Origin of the sequence: Bradyrhizobium sp. 2TAF36 (assembly GCF_052114925.1) — a bacterium.
GTDB classification, from domain to species: domain Bacteria; phylum Pseudomonadota; class Alphaproteobacteria; order Rhizobiales; family Xanthobacteraceae; genus Bradyrhizobium; species Bradyrhizobium barranii.
This window is the reverse complement of sequence record NZ_JBFRFR010000001.1, coordinates 93,677-111,794: the sequence shown is the minus strand read 5'-3', so window position 1 is coordinate 111,794 and position 18,118 is coordinate 93,677. Positions and strand designations below refer to the sequence as shown.

General features: G+C 65.1%; 17 protein-coding genes and 1 pseudogene. 8 read left to right on the top strand and 10 right to left on the bottom strand.

Annotated features, from left to right (window positions below; genetic code table 11):
* Window positions 1-313: 313 nt before the first annotated feature.
* Window positions 314-625, top strand: a complete 312-nt coding sequence (gene rpmB / locus AB4Z51_RS00525) for a 50S ribosomal protein L28 (RefSeq protein WP_063980641.1) — start codon at window positions 314-316, stop codon at window positions 623-625.
* 149 nt (window positions 626-774) lie between these two features.
* Here rpmB and AB4Z51_RS00520 read toward each other — a convergent pair whose 3' ends face one another.
* Window positions 775-1,617: a GNAT family N-acetyltransferase gene (locus AB4Z51_RS00520; protein ID WP_441496797.1), complete on the bottom strand. Its 843-nt coding sequence runs from the start codon at window positions 1,615-1,617 to the stop codon at window positions 775-777.
* A gap of 269 nt (window positions 1,618-1,886) precedes the next feature.
* On the opposite strand from AB4Z51_RS00520, the pseudogene AB4Z51_RS00515 reads away from it, so the two are divergent.
* The 3 genes and pseudogenes from AB4Z51_RS00515 to ftsZ all read left to right on the top strand — a co-directional run.
* Window positions 1,887-2,072, top strand: a pseudogene (locus tag AB4Z51_RS00515) (phospholipase effector Tle1 domain-containing protein); the annotation flags it as partial.
* Window positions 2,073-2,189: 117 nt separating this feature from the next.
* Complete coding sequence (locus AB4Z51_RS00510; protein WP_441496796.1) at window positions 2,190-2,801, top strand: hypothetical protein; 612 nt, start codon at window positions 2,190-2,192, stop codon at window positions 2,799-2,801.
* Between the two features lie 50 nt (window positions 2,802-2,851).
* Window positions 2,852-4,114: a cell division protein FtsZ gene (gene ftsZ, locus AB4Z51_RS00505; protein WP_346016144.1), complete on the top strand. Its 1,263-nt coding sequence runs from the start codon at window positions 2,852-2,854 to the stop codon at window positions 4,112-4,114.
* A gap of 303 nt (window positions 4,115-4,417) precedes the next feature.
* Here the strand turns inward: ftsZ and AB4Z51_RS00500 are convergent, their stop codons facing one another.
* A complete protein-coding gene (locus AB4Z51_RS00500; RefSeq protein ID WP_135216439.1) occupies window positions 4,418-5,077 on the bottom strand; it encodes a hypothetical protein in 660 nt (219 codons plus the stop codon).
* A 165-nt stretch (window positions 5,078-5,242) separates the two neighbouring features.
* Here AB4Z51_RS00500 and AB4Z51_RS00495 point away from each other — a divergent pair, with 165 nt between their 5' ends.
* Window positions 5,243-6,580 (top strand): DUF2235 domain-containing protein, encoded by a 1,338-nt coding sequence (locus AB4Z51_RS00495; RefSeq protein ID WP_441496795.1) that lies wholly within the window; start codon window positions 5,243-5,245, stop codon window positions 6,578-6,580.
* 341 nt (window positions 6,581-6,921) lie between these two features.
* Window positions 6,922-7,167 carry a PilZ domain-containing protein gene (locus tag AB4Z51_RS00490; RefSeq protein WP_028149457.1) on the top strand — a complete coding sequence of 82 codons (246 nt, stop codon included), beginning with the start codon at window positions 6,922-6,924 and terminating at the stop codon, window positions 7,165-7,167.
* A 245-nt stretch (window positions 7,168-7,412) separates the two neighbouring features.
* Here AB4Z51_RS00490 and AB4Z51_RS00485 read toward each other — a convergent pair whose 3' ends face one another.
* From AB4Z51_RS00485 to cobS, 7 genes are all read right to left on the bottom strand, one after another.
* Window positions 7,413-7,820, bottom strand: a complete 408-nt coding sequence (locus tag AB4Z51_RS00485) for a hypothetical protein (protein ID WP_063980635.1) — start codon at window positions 7,818-7,820, stop codon at window positions 7,413-7,415.
* Between the two features lie 327 nt (window positions 7,821-8,147).
* Window positions 8,148-9,260 carry an NADH:flavin oxidoreductase/NADH oxidase gene (locus AB4Z51_RS00480; protein ID WP_441496794.1) on the bottom strand — a complete coding sequence of 371 codons (1,113 nt, stop codon included), beginning with the start codon at window positions 9,258-9,260 and terminating at the stop codon, window positions 8,148-8,150.
* Between the two features lie 225 nt (window positions 9,261-9,485).
* Window positions 9,486-10,187, bottom strand: coding sequence for a hypothetical protein (locus tag AB4Z51_RS00475; RefSeq protein ID WP_441496793.1), 702 nt, complete (start codon window positions 10,185-10,187; stop codon window positions 9,486-9,488).
* Between the two features lie 31 nt (window positions 10,188-10,218).
* Window positions 10,219-11,289, bottom strand: coding sequence for an esterase-like activity of phytase family protein (locus tag AB4Z51_RS00470; protein ID WP_441496792.1), 1,071 nt, complete (start codon window positions 11,287-11,289; stop codon window positions 10,219-10,221).
* The gene (gene cobT, locus AB4Z51_RS00465; protein ID WP_014490393.1) at window positions 11,286-13,193 is read right to left on the bottom strand and encodes a cobaltochelatase subunit CobT; all 1,908 of its coding nucleotides are present in this window, start codon (window positions 13,191-13,193) and stop codon (window positions 11,286-11,288) included. Before cobT ends, AB4Z51_RS00470 begins: the two co-directional genes overlap by 4 nt.
* Window positions 13,190-13,600, bottom strand: a complete 411-nt coding sequence (locus AB4Z51_RS00460; protein WP_028149462.1) for a GNAT family N-acetyltransferase — start codon at window positions 13,598-13,600, stop codon at window positions 13,190-13,192. Before AB4Z51_RS00460 ends, cobT begins: the two co-directional genes overlap by 4 nt.
* 3 nt (window positions 13,601-13,603) lie before the next feature.
* A complete protein-coding gene (gene cobS / locus AB4Z51_RS00455) occupies window positions 13,604-14,602 on the bottom strand; it encodes a cobaltochelatase subunit CobS (RefSeq protein ID WP_063980631.1) in 999 nt (332 codons plus the stop codon).
* Between the two features lie 297 nt (window positions 14,603-14,899).
* On the opposite strand from cobS, the gene AB4Z51_RS00450 reads away from it, so the two are divergent.
* On the top strand, window positions 14,900-15,559 hold the full coding sequence (locus AB4Z51_RS00450) for a DedA family protein (protein WP_441496791.1): 660 nt from the start codon (window positions 14,900-14,902) through the stop codon (window positions 15,557-15,559).
* A gap of 83 nt (window positions 15,560-15,642) precedes the next feature.
* Here the strand turns inward: AB4Z51_RS00450 and AB4Z51_RS00445 are convergent, their stop codons facing one another.
* Complete coding sequence (locus AB4Z51_RS00445; RefSeq protein WP_354113812.1) at window positions 15,643-16,854, bottom strand: citrate synthase family protein; 1,212 nt, start codon at window positions 16,852-16,854, stop codon at window positions 15,643-15,645.
* A 79-nt stretch (window positions 16,855-16,933) separates the two neighbouring features.
* Between AB4Z51_RS00445 and AB4Z51_RS00440 the strand changes: the two genes are divergently transcribed.
* Window positions 16,934-18,037 carry a citrate synthase/methylcitrate synthase gene (locus AB4Z51_RS00440; RefSeq protein ID WP_441496790.1) on the top strand — a complete coding sequence of 368 codons (1,104 nt, stop codon included), beginning with the start codon at window positions 16,934-16,936 and terminating at the stop codon, window positions 18,035-18,037.
* Window positions 18,038-18,118: the final 81 nt, after the last annotated feature.

Sequence of the window (18,118 nt, the reverse complement as noted above, 5' to 3'; positions counted from 1 at the left end):
GTGGGTGTGTCAGGGACGCGCACCTCGCCCCGCCCATTCCGCCGTCATGCCCCGGCTTGACCGGGGCATCCAGTACGCCGTAGCCCCTCGGCTCCAGCCGCTCCGCCGCGGAGTACTGGATCGCCCGGTCAAGCCGGGCGATGACACCTGTTGTGGGGGATGCCGCGGAGCATGAATCCCCGCCCAAAACCTTGACGTCCCGTCCCTTCCCCCCTATACGTCCGCCCGCTCCCTGCAAGGACACAGAATTAGCCCCCGTGGCGCCCAGAATGGCGGCCGCAAATCGTTTGGGGGACAGAAGAGGATTTCTACCATGTCTCGCCGCTGCGAACTGACGGCCAAGGGCCCCCTCGTCGGCCACAAGGTCAGCCACTCCAACATCAAGACCAAGCGCCGCTTCCTGCCGAACCTCGTCAACGTGACGTTCATCAGCGAAGCGCTCGGCCGCAACGTGCGCCTGCGCGTCTCCACCAACGCGGTCAAGAGCGTCGACCACAATGGCGGCCTCGACCCCTTCCTGCTCAAGGCCAAGGCCGACGTCCTGTCGCCGCGCGCCCTCGAGCTGAAGCGCGCCATCCAGAAGAAGGTCGGCCCGACGGCCGCGCCGGCGAAGAAGGCCAGCTAATCCAATTTTGAAATCGGGCGGGGGCTAAGTTGCGTCGCGTGGCGTAGTCTTAGCCAGTAGAGTTTTGCGTCGCGGCCGGATCGAAAGATCCGGCCGTTTTTGTTTCTGGGGAAGACTGAGGATATGAAGCGCAACCCCAATTTGCCTATTCAGGATTTCGCGAGTTTCTCCAAGGCCTCCGCTTCCTTGGAAGTCAGACGAACAAGGACTTGCGGTGGGTGAAAGCCCGCGCGAACTCTTCTCAATTCCCCGAGAGTTATCGGTTGCACCTGTTTTACAGCCGCCAGCAGAATTGCAACGGCTTCCGTGGCTCCGGCGAAGTATTCCGTGAAGGAGGCGTAATCTACGCCGGTCTCGCTTCGATGCTTTTGCCAAATCGTCCGCGGATGAGCACGACTAACACCTGCGATGGTTGCCATGCCAACAACCGCAGCCGTCGGACGGGTCGCGTAAATCCATAGGCGATTGGCGACAGCCGAACGAGCGCGTTGCTTTATAAGGTCGAATAGAACATTGAGGTCAATCGCGTACAACGGGGCTTCAAAAGCACCGGGCGACCGAAGCTTAAGGTTCGCGACTAATTCGTCTCCGGCAGTCGGCGGAGCCATCAACGAGAACAAGCTCGCTGTATCCAACTCTTTCGATCGCAGCACTATGGTACGCTGCCGTGCGGCACCTCCATCTCGAACTCGTCTAGCGACAAATCCCTTCTTCTCATAGAACGCTTGCGCCTCGTCCAAGTCAGAAGCAACTGCAGCGGTAACGTTCAAATACCCGCGGTTCTCAAGATGTGATACGAGTGCATTAACAAGCGCCGATGCAATCCCATTGCGCCTATGAGACGGCGCAACTGCAACCTGCTGCACTCGCGCATTAGGAAACACGCCACTGAATAAAATAAAGCCCGCGATCTCGATTGAATCCGCACTTCTCGCGAACATTGCGAACAGCCGCCGCTGCGCAATCGCATCTCGGTAGGCGGCCTCTGGCAAGAACCCTAGCGCCTCCTTCTCTCGATCAGCTAGAGAACGGATGCTGGACACATGCTCCAACAAGAGCCGCGGATTAGTTTCTATTCGAAGTGAGGTGCCACGCATCAAGAAATCGCACTGAAACAAGATAAGGTCTTGATCAACTAATAGTTGGACCAGCTTCCCCAACCTACTTAACAGAGTCGCCGGCCAATATTCCACGTTCGTCTAATGCGTGCTTTGTAATCTAAGTGCAACTATACTGAGCCGCTGGCATCGCTCAGAGCCGCATCCAGTGGAGCACGCATCCAATCCGAGCCGAAAACCTCGTCGTCCGCTGTGACGACACTGGCAACGAGATCTCCGAAAACATCTCCAACGTCCTGAAGCTCCATCTCTGCCTGCGCAAACTCGACAGGACGCAGCCGCAGCATATCGCGCTCTACGATTCCGGGGGCGGCACGGTGACCGCCCCCGTAAACAACACCCCGCGCGCGTTAACCGTCCGTTAACCAACGCAGCCTAGCCTGCGGCAATCGTCCAGCCATCATTAGCTCGAAATGCCTTCCCGGTTTGCTCCAGGAGAAGCGCCGATGTGCGTTGCGTTGTTGACGTATGCCGATCTCAGTGCCCGCCTCAATATCTCGCGCGAGGCCGCTCGTGCCCTGGCGAGACGTCGCCGYTTGCCGCGCTCGCGGTCGGATGACGGCAAGGCCCTGGTGAGCGTTGATCTCTCCGAACTCCGCTACACGCCCCGCCCGCGACGGGCCCGCCGGGCGGACCACGTCGATGCCTCCCTGGCAAGGGTCGAGGCATTGGAGCCATTTCCGTTCCGACGAGATCGGAACGGGGCTCCAGATTCCTGTTCTGACGCGTTTTCCTTGCGCGAACCGGTACCCACTTCGCTCGAAAACGCTATGGAGACCGAAGCATTCAAGGCGGAGATCGCGCGGCTCGAAGACGTCGCAGCCGCCTACAGGGCCGTGTTCGAGCGCGAGCGCGAGCGCGCCGATCGCCTGGCCGTCGAGCTGCTGCAGGCGGCTGCCGAGACGGCGGCAGCCAATGCGTGGGCGGCACGACTGGAAGACGAAGTGGCGGACTTACGGACCGGTCGCCAGGCTGGCGGCACGACCGCGGGAGCCGCGCGTCGATTGGGACATCTGGCCGCGGCCATCGTGGGCGCAGACCGCGCGGCTCGCAGATAGCACTCGAACCCTTCTCCATCCCGGCCTGCCGGAGCAATCGCGAGGACAGAATGACTGGCATGACCGATATTCACGAGATGAAGGCGCGCATTGTCGTATTCGGGGTCGGCGGCGCCGGCGGCAATGCCGTCAACAACATGATCACATCCGGGCTGCAGGGGGTCGACTTCGTCGTCGCCAATACCGACGCGCAGGCGCTTGCCATGTCGAAGGCGCCACGCCTGATCCAGCTGGGCACCCAGGTCACCGCAGGCCTCGGCGCCGGCTCTCAGCCCGAATTGGGACGCGCCGCAGCCGAGGAGGTCATCGATACGATCCGCGATCAGTTGACCGGCGCGCACATGGTGTTCGTGACGGCCGGTATGGGCGGCGGCACCGGCACCGGGGCTGCACCCATCATCGCCAGGACCGCGCGCGAGCTCGGCATCCTCACGATCGGCGTGGTCACCAAGCCGTTCTATTTCGAGGGCCAGCGCCGCATGCGCTTTGCCGAAGCCGGCATCGAGGAACTGCTGAAGACGGTCGACACCCTGCTGATCATCCCGAACCAGAACCTGTTCCGGGTGGCCAGCGCGAAGACCACGTTCGCCGATGCCTTTGCCCTTGCCGACCAGGTGCTCTATTCGGGCGTGGCCTGCATCAGCGACCTCATCGTCAAGGAAGGCCTGATCAATCTCGATTTTGCCGACGTTCTCTCCGTGATGCGGGAGAAGGGCAAGGCCATGATGGGACGGGGCGAGGCTTCCGGCGAGAAGCGCGTGCTCGCCGCCGCCGTGGCGGCCATTTCCAATCCGTTGATCGAGAACCCCTCGATCAAGCGCGCCAGTGGCCTCATCATCTCCATCACCGGCGGCAAGGATCTCATGCTGTACGAGGTCGACGAAGCCGCGACGCGGATTCGCGACGAGGCCGACCCGGACGCCAACATCATCGTCGGCGCCTCGTTCGACGAAAGCCTCGAAGGCATCGTCCGCGTCTCGGTGGTGGCGACCGGGATCGACAATGTCGACCCGGCGCAGCTGGCGGCGCCGGTGGAAACCGCACTCACGCAGCTCGCCGGCAGGCTGCGCGACGACAGCCGCCGCATCGCCGATCGCATCGAGCAGCGCAGTGCGCCGCTTCCGCAGGTGGAAAGCCCGCCGCTCCGCCCGGCGGCCGGCCGACCCGCAGTGCAACCGGCAAGGCCCGATCCGGAATATGCGCGCCGCGCGGCGCCTCAGCCGCTCGATCCCTACGGCCGCACCTCTCCGCGCAATATAGCCGACGAAGACCTTCTCGACATCCCGGCCTTCCTGCGCCGCTCCGCTAATTGAGCGGGCGCGGGGGAAGCGCGGGGCGATCGCATTTGGTCTTAGTGAGCTCGCGTGCGATGCCCCACAGCGTCATGGCCGGGCTTGTCCCGGCCATCCACGCCTTTCCCACGGCACGAAGAACGTGGATGCCCGGGACAAGCCCGGGCATGACGAGTTTGTGGCCCCGGCTGTGCCGAACCACTGTGATATGAGGCTCTGATATCTCACCGCGAAACGCGTCCTCATCCTGAGGAGCCCGCCGTAGGCGGGCGTCTCGAAGGATAGCCGCAGGCGAGCTTCCGATCTGCGCGGCGCGCCGATCGTTCACGCTGCCGTGCTGCGCGGGGTCTCCGCCGTTTCCCTTTTTTCCGGCTCCTTGTCGCGAGACAGCCATGCCGGGAAGCGAAGCAGGCGATCGTTGCCGTCTTTTGGCGGCTCGATGGGCGGTGCTTCATTGGCCGAACGCGGGAGGTCCAGCACGGCCTGCCCTGCCCGCACCGCATCCGCGCGCTGATCCAGTTCGCGCATCAGGGGATCGAGCACGCTGTCGATTTCGGTCGCCACCGACACGATGAAACTGTTGAGCTCGCGAGCCTCGGGCACGACGGCCGAGGCCGACTCGATCGCCCTGGAGAGACCGTCGACGACCGGTGCGAACGCGCCGGCGGCTTGTTTGATTCGCGTTCTTATCGCTTCGATCTCGGCCAAGACGCGATCACGCTCCCGCCTGGTCTTCTCTTCCGAAAGGCGGGCTTCGATTTCGGCGATCTGAGCCGTGAGAGTCGTGGCTTCGGATGCGAGTGCATCGCGGCGCAGGCGCGCACGATCGAGATCGCGACTGAGATTGTCCACTAGATCGTCCTTCCCGAACATGGCTTTGCTCCGTAGGACAGCCGTGACGCGAACCGCCGGCCCGATCAGCGCATGAAAGGCTGGATCGGCTAAAACAGGCATCAATTTCGGTCGCGTCATATGGGCCGACATGGTGACCCCCACCGTCCTCATTAGGCGACGACATGGTTAACAGGTGGTTAATGTCAACAGATGATGGGGCAATGGGGCACGTTGCCACCGCCGCCGACTTCGTCTCCTCGCTGCCATCTATTTTCGCTATACTCGCCCCGGTAGCATCACCGGGAGGGGCATACCGTGGAGCACGACGACCAGCACAAACCCAAAACGGAGCCGAAAAACCTCGTGATCTGCTGTGACGGCACCGGCAACGAGATCTCGGAGAACATCTCGAACGTCCTGAAACTCTATCGCTGCCTGCGCAAGACCGACAAGACGCGGCCGCGGCAGATGGTGTTTTACGATCCGGGGGTCGGCACGGTGACGGAGCCTTCGACGTGGCACCGGCTCAAGGCCAACGTCAATCTGGTGCTGGGGCTCGCCACCGGCTACGGGCTCGATGACAACGTGCTGTCAGCCTATTGCTTCCTGGTCGAGCATTATGCGCCGGGCGACCGCATCTATCTGTTCGGCTTCTCGCGCGGCGCCTACACCGTGCGGGTGCTGGCGGGGCTGATCCACAAGATCGGGCTGATCTCGCCGGAGCAGGCGAACCTCGCAGGCTCGGGCCTCGTCGCCTACAAGCAATATTCCGGCACCGGGCGCGGCAACGACATCGAGGACCTCAAGGATGTCGCCTTCGACGAGAGCGGGCCGCTGCCGAAGGACGAATTCGACCTCGCCGCCCAGTTCGCGCGCATCACCTCGACGCGCTGGCCGACCATCCACTTCATCGGCGTCTGGGACACGGTGGCGAGCGTGATCGTGCCGCGGCGCGACAATTTCTTCTTCGTGTTCAGCCTGGAGGAGCTCGCCTTCACGCTGCGCAATCCGAGCGTAAAAATCTTCCGGCAGGCGATCGCGATCGACGAGCGGCGCTGCATGTTCCGCCTCAAGGCGTACAAGGAGCCGCAGGAATATTGGAGTAACCGCTATGTGCCCGACGAGAAGAAGGTGCCGCAGGACATCATGCAGGTGTGGTTCGCCGGCGTGCATTGCGACGTCGGCGGCGGCTATCCGGAAATCGAGAGCGGCGAGTCCAAATATCCGCTGATCTGGATGATCGAGGAAGCGGCGAAGGCGGGGCTGAACTTCAACCCGCGCACCGTGAACCAGCTCGCCTGGGGCATCCAGCGCAAGAACTCGCCGTTCCAATACGTCGAGCCTGCCTACACCGGCAAGGTGGGCGAGCTGCACAATTCGATGACGGCGCTCTGGCGCGTGCTGGAATATCTGCCGAAGAGCGCGAAATACAAGGAATGGCCGGAGCGGAAGGTTTTTCTGGGCTTCTACATCCCCGATTGCGAGCCGCGCGTGATCCCCGAAGGCGCCCATGTGCACGAGAGCGTGCTGAAGCGGATGGCGGTGGAGCCGGGCTACCGGCCGGTGAACTTGCCGAAGGATTATGTGACCGTGCCGATGCCGGTGAGGCCGCATGCGGAGGCAGCGGAGACGCCGGAGACGGAGCGAGTGTGAGGTGCCGCCCGAAGCTCGTCATGGGAGGCGGGAGCGCGCCACACGTTCAGCTGTCGTCCCTGCGAAAGCAGGGACCCATAACCACAGGGAGCCGTTTGGCGCGGACCAGTGGCTCGGTACGCCCACCGCCGACAACCCATAGATCACGCGGTATGGGTCCCTGCTTTCGCAGGGACGACAGTGGAGATGGAGACCGCCGCACCCCGCTACCGGCGCTTTCTGCGTTCGCTGCTACTTTTCATTAAAATTCTCGGGCCGCCCTTAGTCGGATCGCATCAACTCTTTTCCATCATGCCGCTCAAGACCACCCGCGCCGTCCGCGGAATTGGAGGAGAGTGCCAATGCATCCGCGCCGACATGCCCGCGTGAAACCGTCCGGGCTGGTGTCCCGCCAGGCCAAGATCATCACCGATCCGCGCGCGCCGGTGATCCCCTGCACGCTGATCGACTATTCGCCCGGCGGCGCCTGCGTCGATCTCGGCGGGCAGGTGAATATCCCCGACAGGTTCGAGCTGCTCCACGTCAACACCAAGAAGCGCTGCCGCATCGCCTGGAAGCGCGGCTCGCGGATCGGCGTGGTGTTTTAGCGGTGCTCGCCGCAACTGAATAATCCCGCCGAGCATTCCGCTCTGCTCCCTCCCCCCTTGCGGGGGAGGGTTGGGGAGAGGGGTGGCCCAGCAATAGGTGTTGGCTGCGTGCGAGGTGATGCAACACAGGCTCGCTTCATTCGATGGCGCGTGCCGTGTGGCTACCCCTCTCCCTAGCCCTCCCCCGCAAGGGGGGAGGGAACGCGGTGTGCTTGTGGCGCGACCTTTTCCAACAGCTGTCGTAGCTACGCCCGCATCCTGGCTTTCGTGCCGGCGACGATCTGCATGGCGACGCCGGCGATCCAGCCGAACAAAGCGAGCCAGGTCCACGCCAGGTGCGGCTCGAGGCGGAGCACGATGACGCCGACGGAGGCGAGCGCGGTCAGCGTGGCGCAGAGCGTGCCGGCGGCGCTGAGGAATTCCGCGGCGTCGATCGCGCTGTGCGCGTCGTCAAAGGGCAGCTGTGGCGTGTCGATGCCGAGATAGAAGCCGACGAAGCCGAGCAGCATCATCAGCAGCAGGAAGCCTTGCGTGGTCAGCGGGGCGATCGAAGATCCCACATAGGCGCCGACGAACAGCCCGCACGCCGCGCCGGCCATCGCGAGGCCCACGCGCTCGAAAACGTGGGCAGTCTTGCGAACACGAAACCGCATGGCGGGCCTCCCTGAGGAGTTGGGTGCGCGGGAGGGTAGGCCAGTTTTGTGGTGCGTGGAAGGTGAGGAGAGTTACGGATGCGTGAGGGCGCGGGATAGTGAGGGGACGATGGCCCGCGCCGCACCCACCACTGTCGTCCCGGACAAGCGAAGCGCAGATCCGGGATCCATCACCACAGGGAGAGATTTGGCGAAGACTTTAAGTTGTGCAGTGGCAACTCATACCGCGCATTATAGTGAGATCACGCGGTATGGGTCCCTGCGCCCCGTGCGCAATTGCGCACTAGGCAGGGACGACAGTTGTGATTGCAGCGCCCCCCTCGCGCCCTACCTTGCCCCGAACGTAGTCTTGCCGAACAGCGCCTTTTGCGTCGACGGCTGCGAGCGCCAGTATTGCGGCGGGGCTTCGACTTCGCCGCCGAGTTCGGCCGCGGCGTGCCAGCCCCAGCGGGGATCGTAGAGCAAGCTGCGGCCGAGCGCGACCATGTCGGCCTTGCCGGATGCCACGATCTCCTCGGCGTGCTTGGCTTCGGTGATCAGGCCGACGGCGATGGTGGGCAATCCGGTCTCGCGCTTGATGGCCTCGGCAAACTGCACCTGATAGCCGGGGCCGAGCGGGATCTTCTGCAGCGGCGAGACGCCGCCGGAGGAAGCATCGATCCAGTCGACGCCGCGCGCCTTCAGCGCGTTTGCGAACGTGATGGTCTGCGCCAGATCCCAGCCGCCCTCGACCCAGTCGGTCGACGACACCCGCATGCCGACCGGCTTGTCGTGCGGAAACACGCTGCGCACCGCGTCGTAGATCTCGAGCGGAAAGCGCATGCGGTTTTCGAGCGAACCGCCATAATCGTCGGTGCGCCTGTTCGAGATCGGCGACAGGAACTGATGCATGAGATAGCCGTGCGCGCCATGCAGCTCGATCGCGTCGATGCCGAGCCGGGCAGCGCGCTTGGCGCTGTCGACGAAGGCGTCGCGGATGCGCTTCAGGCCCGCGGCATCGAGCGCCAGCGGCGCGGCCTCGCCCTCCTTGTGCGGCAACGCCGACGGCGCCACCGTCTGCCAGCCGCCGTCACTCTGCGGAATGAGCTGGCCGCCGTCCCAGGGCCGCGCGCTGGAGGCCTTGCGGCCGGCATGGGCGAGCTGCATCGCGATGGCCGTCGAGGAATGCTTGCGCACGGAGGAAAGGATCTGCTTCAGCGCGGCTTCGCAGGCGTCGCTGTAAAGCCCGAGACAGCCCGGCGTGATGCGCCCGATCGCCTCGACATGGGTCGCCTCGATGCAGAACATCGACGCGCCCGACAGCGCGAGATTGTTGATGTGGGTGAAGTGCCAGTCGGTGGCGACGCCGTCGTCGGCCGAATACTGGCACATCGGCGACACCACGACGCGGTTCTTCAGCGTCAGGCCGCGCAGCTTGATCGGGGAAAACAGGGCGCTCATGCGGGGAGTTCCGGGGGATGGAGGAATGGAAGCGATTGCATGAAGTTTAGTAGCCCTACGGCGAATTGCCAGCTGCGCCGCGGACATGCCCGCCCGCGGCGCCATGCATTGCGCGCGTCATATGATCACAAGGCGGAGATAACCCTCGGCCGCTTGCCAGGAACTCCGCTGTCATCCCGGGGCACGCGAAGCGCGAGCCCGGGACGACGATCGAATTCGGGGCCCCTACTCCAACTCCTCGAACCTGCCCGGCGCGGGCTTGCCCATACGGATGCGGCCGTCGGGCAACAGTTCGCCGTCGGCTTCGGCCGAGAACTGGATCGTGTTGCCGCCGCCGTCGCGCTTGCTGGCCTTGCCGAGCGGCCCGAGCTTGTCGGCGAGCGCGGTGTCGTCGAGCASGAACACGCGGTACTCGGTGAGGTGAAAGCGGCGCGGCGCCTGCCATGTCAGCGCGGGCACGGATGTGCGCATGTCGCCGTCGGTCTTGATGTCGACGCTGCGGCCGGTCACGTCGCGGAACAGATCCGGCCCGGCGACCAGCCGCGCGCGGCCGCCGTCGATGGCGTAGAGATTCAGCGTGACGATATGGCGCTCGCTGCGGAACGAGACCGCGACGGTGCGCGAATCCTGCGACCAGGCGGCGTGGAAGGCATCCGGCGCCGAGTCCAGAATGTTGTCGTCGTTGACATTGTCGAGCGTCATCAGCCGACGATGGCCGGGCTCAGCCATCAGGTAGATGCGAAAGCCTTCGCTCCCGGACGCGCCGCCGCCATGGGCTGCGACGGACAGCTTCCCATTCGGCGCACGGCCGCCCTGGATGATGGCGTATTCGTTCTTTCCATACCGATGCTCGGCCGTGGCAAAGGCCGGCGACAGCGCGGCGAGCGTGAAAATGAGGGCGAGGGCGAGGATGGCGCGGCAGGGCATGACGGTTTGTCGGAGAAGGGCGGGCGGACGTTCACTCCACCAGCGTGAACTGCAGCAGCAGCGTGCGCTGGAGCATCGAGAAATTGTCGTCCGACACCAGCGTCAGCACGGTCTCGCCCTCGGGCGTGACGTGGGCGTCGATGCCTTCCATGTTGTCGACCTCGTGGCCGAGATCGGCGGCGAACAGCGCAGGCCCGTCGACCAGCGCGTTGGGCGCGATGGATTTCAGGGGGATCGACCGGATGCGGATGTTGATGCCGGTGAACCAGGAGAATTTGCGTTCGAGGATGAGAAGCTCGCCGGACGGCAGCAGCACGGCATCGCTGATGTCGAATTTTTCGGTGCGGCGGACGCTGAACTGGCCGGGCGACGGACCGCCGATCAGGAACGCGACCAGATTGCCGTCGGCATCCAGCCCGCGCTCGGAGAAGGCGATCAGGGCGCCCGCGAGCGGCTGGCCCTTCGGGACGAAGACCAGCGCCTCGAGCCCCTTGTTGGACGGCAACTTCCGCACGGCGGGCGGCGTCGGCAACACCTCGCCGCGGGCGCGCGTGCCGCCCTTGGCGAAATCGAAGCGCAGGATCTGGTTGACGCGTTCGAGCCCGACATAAACGACATTGCCGTCGCGCGCGAGCGACTCGGTGTCGTACCAGAACCGCTTCTCCGTGATCGGCCGGCCCTCGGAATTGAGCATCGGGGACGCCTCGACATCGTCGAGCCCGATCATCTTGCCGCCGGAATAGCGGATGCTGCCGGTGAACCAGCCGCCCTGGTCGGAGATCGCGAGCAAGCGCTCGCCCTTCGCATCGAGCCGGATGCCGGACAGGCCACCGAAGCCGCGATAGGGCGAGGTCAGCACCAGGCCGCTGCGATATTGCAGCTGACCGAAGCGCACGCGCGAGCGGTCGCGCGGCTCGAAATTGGGAATCGGCCGCGCGTTCACCTCGACGCTGACAGCCTCGGTGACGGCGTGCTCGATCTGCGCGGTGCGCGGCGGCGGCTCGGTCGTCGGCTGCGCCTGCGCCAGTCGGGAGAGTGCGAGAGTGGAAAGTCCCGCCGCCGCGTGGCCAAGAAAGCTGCGGCGGGACGATTGCGTGCTCACGAATGCAATTTGCGTCGCGGGCGACCGGCCTGATGCGTGGGCGCGGTGTTGGTCTCGCTGAACAGCTCGGCGAGCTTCTCGGTGATGGCGCCGCCGAGCTCTTCGGCATCCACGATCGTCACCGCGCGGCGATAGTAGCGCGTCACGTCATGGCCGATGCCGATCGCGATCAGCTCGACCGGCGAGCGGGTCTCGATCTCCTCGATGATGTGGCGCAGATGCCGCTCGAGATAGTTGCCGGGATTGACCGACAGCGTGGAATCGTCGACCGGTGCACCGTCGGAGATCATCATCAGGATCTTGCGCTGCTCGGGCCGGCCGAGCAGGCGCTTGTGCGCCCAGTCCAGCGCCTCGCCGTCGATGTTCTCCTTCAGCAGACCCTCGCGCATCATCAGGCCGAGGTTCTTGCGCGCACGGCGCCAGGGGGCATCCGCCGACTTGTAGATGATGTGGCGGAGATCGTTGAGGCGGCCGGGATTGGCCGGCTTGCCGGCGGCAAGCCACGCCTCGCGCGATTGCCCGCCCTTCCAGGCACGCGTGGTGAAGCCGAGGATCTCGACCTTGACGCCGCAACGCTCCAGCGTGCGCGCCAGGATGTCGGCGCAGGTCGCGGCGACCGTGATCGGGCGGCCGCGCATCGAGCCGGAATTGTCGAGCAGCAGCGTCACCACGGTGTCGCGGAACGTCGCCTCCTTCTCGTGCATGAAGGACAGCGGGTGATAGGGGTCGGTCACCACGCGCGACAGCCGCGCCGGATCCAGAATGCCCTCTTCGAGGTCGAAGTCCCAGGCGCGGTTCTGCTGCGCCATCAAGCGCCTCTGAAGGCGGTTGGCGAGGCGGGCGACGATGCCCTGCAGATGCGCGAGCTGCTTGTCGAGATAGGCGCGAAGGCGCTCCAGCTCGTCATGGTCGCAGAGGTCTTCGGCCGCGATGACCTCGTCGAATTTCGGCGCGAAGGCGTGATATTCCGGCCCGCGCGGCTCGTTCTTGCCGTGCGCGTTCGGACGCGTCGCCTCGCCCGGCGTCTCGTCGTCGCCAAGCTCGCCGTCGTCGAACGTGTCGGAGGTCGAGGCCTGCGCGCTTTCCATCGCGCTCTCGCTCATCTCCTCGCTGGAGGCCTGCGCCTGGTCGGCGCTCATCTCCTGCGCGGCGTCGGAATCGGGCGAGCCTTCGGCGCCTGACTGGTCGTTGTCGCCGTCGCGGTTTTCCTCGTCGTCGTCGTTGTCTTCGCTGTCGGCACTGCGCTCGTCGCCGAGCTCGAGCGCGGTCAGCAGGTCATGCACGGCGTCGCCGAACCTGGTCTGGTCCTCGACCAGGCCATCGAGCCGGTCGAGCCGCTTGCCGATCTTGTCCTCGAGAATGGGCCGCCAGAGATCGACCATCTTCTTCGCCGCCGTGGGCGGCGCCATGCCGGTCAGGCGCTCGCGCACCAGCATCGCCAGCGCATCCGCCAGCGGCGCGTCGGCACGGTCGGTGATTTCGTCGAACTTGCCGCGATGGAAATGGTCGTCGAGCATCGCGCTGAGGTTCTTCGCAACGCCCGCCATGCGGCGCGCGCCGATCGCCTCGACGCGGGCCTGCTCGACCGCCTCGAACACGCCGCGCGCCTGCGGATTGCCGGGCATCAGCTTGCGATGCAGCTTTGCATCGTGACAGGCGATCTTGAGCGCGATGGAGTCGGCGTGGCCGCGCACGATCGCAGCGTCACGTTTTGTCATTTTTCGCGCCGGCTCCGGCAGCCGCGCTTTGCCCGGCGCCAAACCGGGGCGCTCGGCCGCAAAACTGACCTCGAGTTCGGGCGATTTCGCGATCGCCTTCAAGCAGGAGGCCACCGAGCGCTTGAACGGCTCGGTCGGGGCTTCCTTGGTGTTACGGAATTTGGAATTGGATGATGATGTGCTCATAGCGACTTCGTAAACGAGTGGCGCGTCACGCCGCCGGGATAGCCCTTGAGGGTGCCGAACTCCTCGTACCCGCAGGAACGATAGAAGCCCGGCGCCTGGAAACTCATCGTGTCGACATGGGCCTGGATCGCGCCCTGCCGTCTTGCCTCGTCCTCGATCGCCGCGATCAGCTTCGTGCCAAGACCCTTGCCGCGCTGCTTCTGGTCGATCCAGAAGTACTGGATGAACAGAACCGTGGCCCAGAGGTGTCCGACGATGCCGCCGACGATCTTGCCGCGGTCTTTCAGCGAGACCGCGATGCTCCTGACCTTCTGCTTCCCGAACTGCTCGTCGTTATAGGCGCCGAGCCCGGCGAGCACAGCCTTTTTGGTGGTCCCAATGGTGCGCTCGACGGTGATGTTTGGCATGGTCTAGCTGAGCGCCACGTTGACCGCCGATTCCGGCAGCTCCGCGTTGAAGCAGCGCTGGTAGAACTCGGCGACCAGGGGACGCTCGAGCTCGTCGCACTTGTTGAGGAAGGTGACCCGGAACGCGAAGCCGATATCGCCGAAGATATCAGCGTTCTCGGCCCAGGTGATCACCGTGCGCGGGCTCATCACCGTCGACAGATCGCCATTGGCGAAGGCGTTACGGGTGAGATCGGCAAGGCGGACCATCTTGTTGACGATGTCGCGGCCTTCCTGCGTGCGATAGTGCTTGGCCTTGGCCAGCACGATCTCCACTTCCTCGTCATGGGCGAGATAGTTCAGCGTGGTGACGATCGACCAGCGGTCCATCTGGCCCTGGTTGATCTGCTGGGTGCCGTGATAGAGGCCCGAGGTGTCGCCGAGGCCGACCGTGTTGGCGGTCGAAAACATGCGGAAGGCCGGATGCGGCTTGATCACCTTGTTCTGGTCGAGCAGCGTCAGGCGTCCGGAGACTTCCAGCACGCGCTGGATCACGAACATCACGTCGGGACGGCCGGCGTCGTATTCGTCGAACACCAGCGCGATGTTGTGCTGGAGCGCCCAGGGCAAAATGCCGTCGCGGAATTCGGTGACCTGCTTGCCGTCGCGGACCACGATGGAGTCCTTGCCGACGAGGTCGATACGGCTGATGTGGCTGTCGAGGTTGACGCGCACGCAGGGCCAGTTCAGGCGGGCAGCGACCTGCTCGATATGGGTGGATTTGCCGGTGCCGTGATAGCCGGTCACCATCACGCGGCGGTTGCGGGCGAAACCGGCGAGAATGGCAAGCGTGGTGGCACGGTCGAAGCGGTAATCAGAATCGACTTCGGGCACATGAGGATCGACTTCGGAATAGGCCGGGACTTCAAGATCGCTGTCGATCCCGAACACCTGGCGCACCGACACCTTCATGTCGGGCAGACCGGAAATTTCCTCAACTTTGGACAGAGCGGCGGTCGTCATCAATCCTCCGAGGCCCCGGGCGATCCCGAGACCAGTTATTTGCACGTTGGCTGCGGCTGGGTGCGGTTGCGAACTTATCAGAGACAACGTGCCGGCAGAAGCCCGCGCCCCAATCAAAGTTCCATTGTCTTTTCATCTAGATAGGCAAGGAACGCGATTTTTGGAGGGCTGCCTTGCGAATCACGCTCGAATTTCGGGCGGGAGGCGTGGCCTGCCCACGCGAATGGCACTTTTACCGCGTGCACCTACTGATGTAGGGTCCGAACCCCGGTGCTCCAGCCCCCCACGAAAGACGACGTGACGTCCTTTCTCGATCCGCTCATATCCTTCGTTTCGGCCCATGCGTGGCTGGCCTATCTGACCCTGTTCCTGGCGGCGCTGCTCGAAGCCGTTCCGGTGGTGGGATCGGTGATCCCGGGCTCGACCATCATTCTGGCGCTGAGCGCGCTGGTTCCAGGCGGGGAATTGAAGCTGCAATTGGTGCTGCTGGCGGCGGCAATCGGCGCCGTGCTGGGCGACGGCTCGGCCTACTGGATCGGGCACCGGCGGCAACGCGAAATCCTCAACACCTGGCCGCTGACCAACTATCCGCGCGTGGTTGCCGAGAGCGAAAGCTTCTTCAACCGCTTCGGTACCTGGGCCGTGTTCTTTGCCCGTTTCGTGCCGCCGATCCGCGCCTTCGTGCCCGTGACCGCCGGGGCACTGGGGATGGCGCCGGCGACGTTTTATGCGGTGAACATCCCGGCGATCCTGGTCTGGGCTCCCGCCCATGTGCTGCCGGGCGTGCTGGCGGTATCGGCCTTCCACCAATATTTCGGCGTGCCGCACCATGGGCATCCGTTCAAGCACATCTGGATCTTGATGGTGGTGACCGTGGCGATCATCGGCGGCCTTGGCATCTGGTACTACCGCCGCCGGCAGAACGGCCTCGCCGCGACGTCCAAGCCGCGGGCTTAGTGCGCCGGTGTCGTCCCTGCCTAGTGCGCAATTGCGCACGGGGCAGGGACGACAGCGGAGGACGACGCGCTCGCAGAGAGATTCTAACTAGCCCTTCTTCCCGGCGCCGGTCCGACATAGCGCGCCCGCGGACGGATCAGCTTGCCGAACTGCAATTGCTCGCTGGCGTGCGCGATCCAGCCGACGCTGCGGGCCATCGCGAACAGCGCGAGCTCGCTGCCTAGGGGCAGGCGCAGCGCGTGCACGAGGACGGCGAGCGCATAGTCGATATTGACGAGCTCGCCGGTCGCCTCGACGATCCGCTCCGGCACTTCGCGCGTGAATTTGCGCGGCGCGCCGGCACGCGCCAGCGCGTTCAGCAGCGACTGCGCGCGGGGATCGCCGCGCTTGTAGACGCCGTGGCCGAAGCCGGCAAAGCGCTCGCCGAGCGCGACGCGCTCGCGGACCATGGGCTCGACATCGCGATCGACCAGCGCCTTGACGAGCTGCGAGGCCAGCACGCCGGCGCCGCCATGCTTCGGCCCTTTCAACGCGGCGAGGCCGGCGATCACGGAGTCATAGAGGTTGAGGCCGGTCGATGCCGCGCAGCGCGCGGTGAAGGTCGAGGCGTTCAATTCGTGATCGGCGAGCAGCACCAGCGCGCGGCGGATGAGGTCGGGCGCGTGCTTGTTGTCTGGCGCCCAGGCCTTCGCGATCTGCTGGTGCAGCGGCTCGGATGATGGCTCGGCGTTCAGCATGGTCGCAACCAGGAGGCGGACAATGCGCCCGCCGACCATCGCGCGGCCATCGGGCGCTCGGGTGAAGGCACGCGCGTCCGCGCTGGTCGCGAGCGCCAGCACTGCGATGGCGCGGTCGATCGGCGCGGCGCGGCGCGCGGCCTCTGCGATCGCGCGCATCTCGTCGGAGATCTGGGGCTGATTGTCCGGCGTGAAGGGATCGACGTCGGAGACGTCCCACAGCAGCGTCGCCGTGTGCTCCAGCGTGTCGTTCTCAGCGAGATCGACGCAATTGACGCCGCGGTAGATCGCGCCCTCCTCGGTAATGGTCGAGATCTCCGTGTCCATGACCGGCAGGTCAGCGTCGAAGCTGCGCAGGCCGCGCGGCTCCGGCGACGGCACCCGGCGCTCCTTAAGGGCGCGGACGTCCTCGGCCCGATAGCGGTTCTTGCGCGAATCCGGCGTCGGCTCGGAGCGGATCAGGCCACGGCTGACATAGGCGTAGAGCGTGGCCGGCGAGATCGCGAGCTCGGCCGCGGCTTCCCGGGCCGACAGATAGAGTTCCTCGGAATTATTCATATTGATTTATGTAATCAAGATTGATCAATCTGTCGAGAGGCCTGATTTTCTCCTGGTGCAGTGCAAAGGAGATTGGGTCATGAACATCCACCTCACCAAAAGCCAGATCGGGCTGGACGGCGTTCCCGCGGCCGAGACCGCGCTGAGCCATGTCGATGGCGAGCGCGGCGAACTGATCATCGCCGGCGAGCATGTCGGCACCCTCGCAAGCCAGTCGAGCTTCGAGGGCGTCACCGCCCGGCTCTGGAATGGCGCGAGCAAGACCACGCTGAGCGAAGCCAATGTGCGGGCGAGCCTGGGCGCGGCGCGCGAGCGTGCGTTCGCGCGTTTGCCGGAGCTGTTGCCGGCGACACGCGGCATGGGCATCGTCGACGGGTTCCGCGCGGCGGTCGCGGGCCTGCGCGCGGAGAACGGGCTGGAACATGAGGCGACGATCGTCGGCGCGTTTCCGGTGATCGCAGGCGCGCTGGTCCGTCGTGCCAGGGGGCTCGAGCCGGTTGCGCCCGATCCGAATGCGAGCCACGCCGCCGATACGCTGCGGATGCTGCGCGGCGCCTCACCGGAGCCGCGCGAGGTCGCGGCGCTGGACGCCTATCTCGTCACGGTCTGCGACCACGGCATGAACGCTTCGACCTTCACCACCCGCGTGGTGGCCTCGACGCAGGCCGATCTGTTTGCCGCCGTCACCGCCGGATACTGCGCGCTGACCGGCCCCTTGCACGGCGGCGCGCCGGAGCCGGTGCTGGAAATGCTCGATGCGATCGGCTCCAGCGAACGCATCAAGCCATGGGTCGATGCCGCACTCGCCCGCGGCGAGCGGCTGATGGGCTTTGGCCATCGCGTCTATCGCGTGCGCGATCCGCGCGCCGACGTGCTCAAGGCCGCGATCGGGCGGCTTTCGGCGGACGGTGCCGACCTGCCCTTTGCCGGCGAGGTCGAGGCCTATATCCGCAGCGCGCTGCGCAAGAAGAATCCGGACCGGCCGCTGGAGACGAACGTGGAGTTCTTCACGGCGATTCTGCTCGATGCTCTCGCCATTCCACGCCAGGCCTTCACGCCGATCTTCGCCGTGGCGCGTGCAGCGGGATGGACCGCCCATGCGCGCGAGCAACAGCGGACGGGGCGGCTGATCCGGCCGAGTTCGTCATATGTGGGGGAAATGCCGAAGGCTTCCGGCGAATAGAGCAGAAAGCGCACGACAGCCGGGCCGTTCACTGCGCTGTCGTGCCTCGCTCGGACGCACGATGACACGACAGAGCCGTCG

Excerpts from the sequence above, each read along its gene's own strand:
- AB4Z51_RS00445 (WP_354113812.1), bottom strand. The coding sequence starts at position 16,854 with ATGAATAATTCCGAGGAACTCTATCTGTCGGCCCGGGAAGCCGCGGCC.
- AB4Z51_RS00490 (WP_028149457.1), top strand. The coding sequence starts at position 6,922 with ATGCATCCGCGCCGACATGCCCGCGTGAAACCGTCCGGGCTGGTGTCC.
- AB4Z51_RS00460 (WP_028149462.1), bottom strand. The coding sequence starts at position 13,600 with ATGCCAAACATCACCGTCGAGCGCACCATTGGGACCACCAAAAAGGCT.
- cobS (WP_063980631.1), bottom strand. The coding sequence starts at position 14,602 with ATGACGACCGCCGCTCTGTCCAAAGTTGAGGAAATTTCCGGTCTGCCC.
- AB4Z51_RS00440 (WP_441496790.1), top strand. The coding sequence starts at position 16,934 with ATGAACATCCACCTCACCAAAAGCCAGATCGGGCTGGACGGCGTTCCC.
- AB4Z51_RS00480 (WP_441496794.1), bottom strand. The coding sequence starts at position 9,260 with ATGAGCGCCCTGTTTTCCCCGATCAAGCTGCGCGGCCTGACGCTGAAG.
- cobT (WP_014490393.1), bottom strand. The coding sequence starts at position 13,193 with ATGAGCACATCATCATCCAATTCCAAATTCCGTAACACCAAGGAAGCC.
- ftsZ (WP_346016144.1), top strand. The coding sequence starts at position 2,852 with ATGACTGGCATGACCGATATTCACGAGATGAAGGCGCGCATTGTCGTA.
- AB4Z51_RS00500 (WP_135216439.1), bottom strand. The coding sequence starts at position 5,077 with ATGTCGGCCCATATGACGCGACCGAAATTGATGCCTGTTTTAGCCGAT.
- AB4Z51_RS00485 (WP_063980635.1), bottom strand. The coding sequence starts at position 7,820 with ATGCGGTTTCGTGTTCGCAAGACTGCCCACGTTTTCGAGCGCGTGGGC.
- rpmB (WP_063980641.1), top strand. The coding sequence starts at position 314 with ATGTCTCGCCGCTGCGAACTGACGGCCAAGGGCCCCCTCGTCGGCCAC.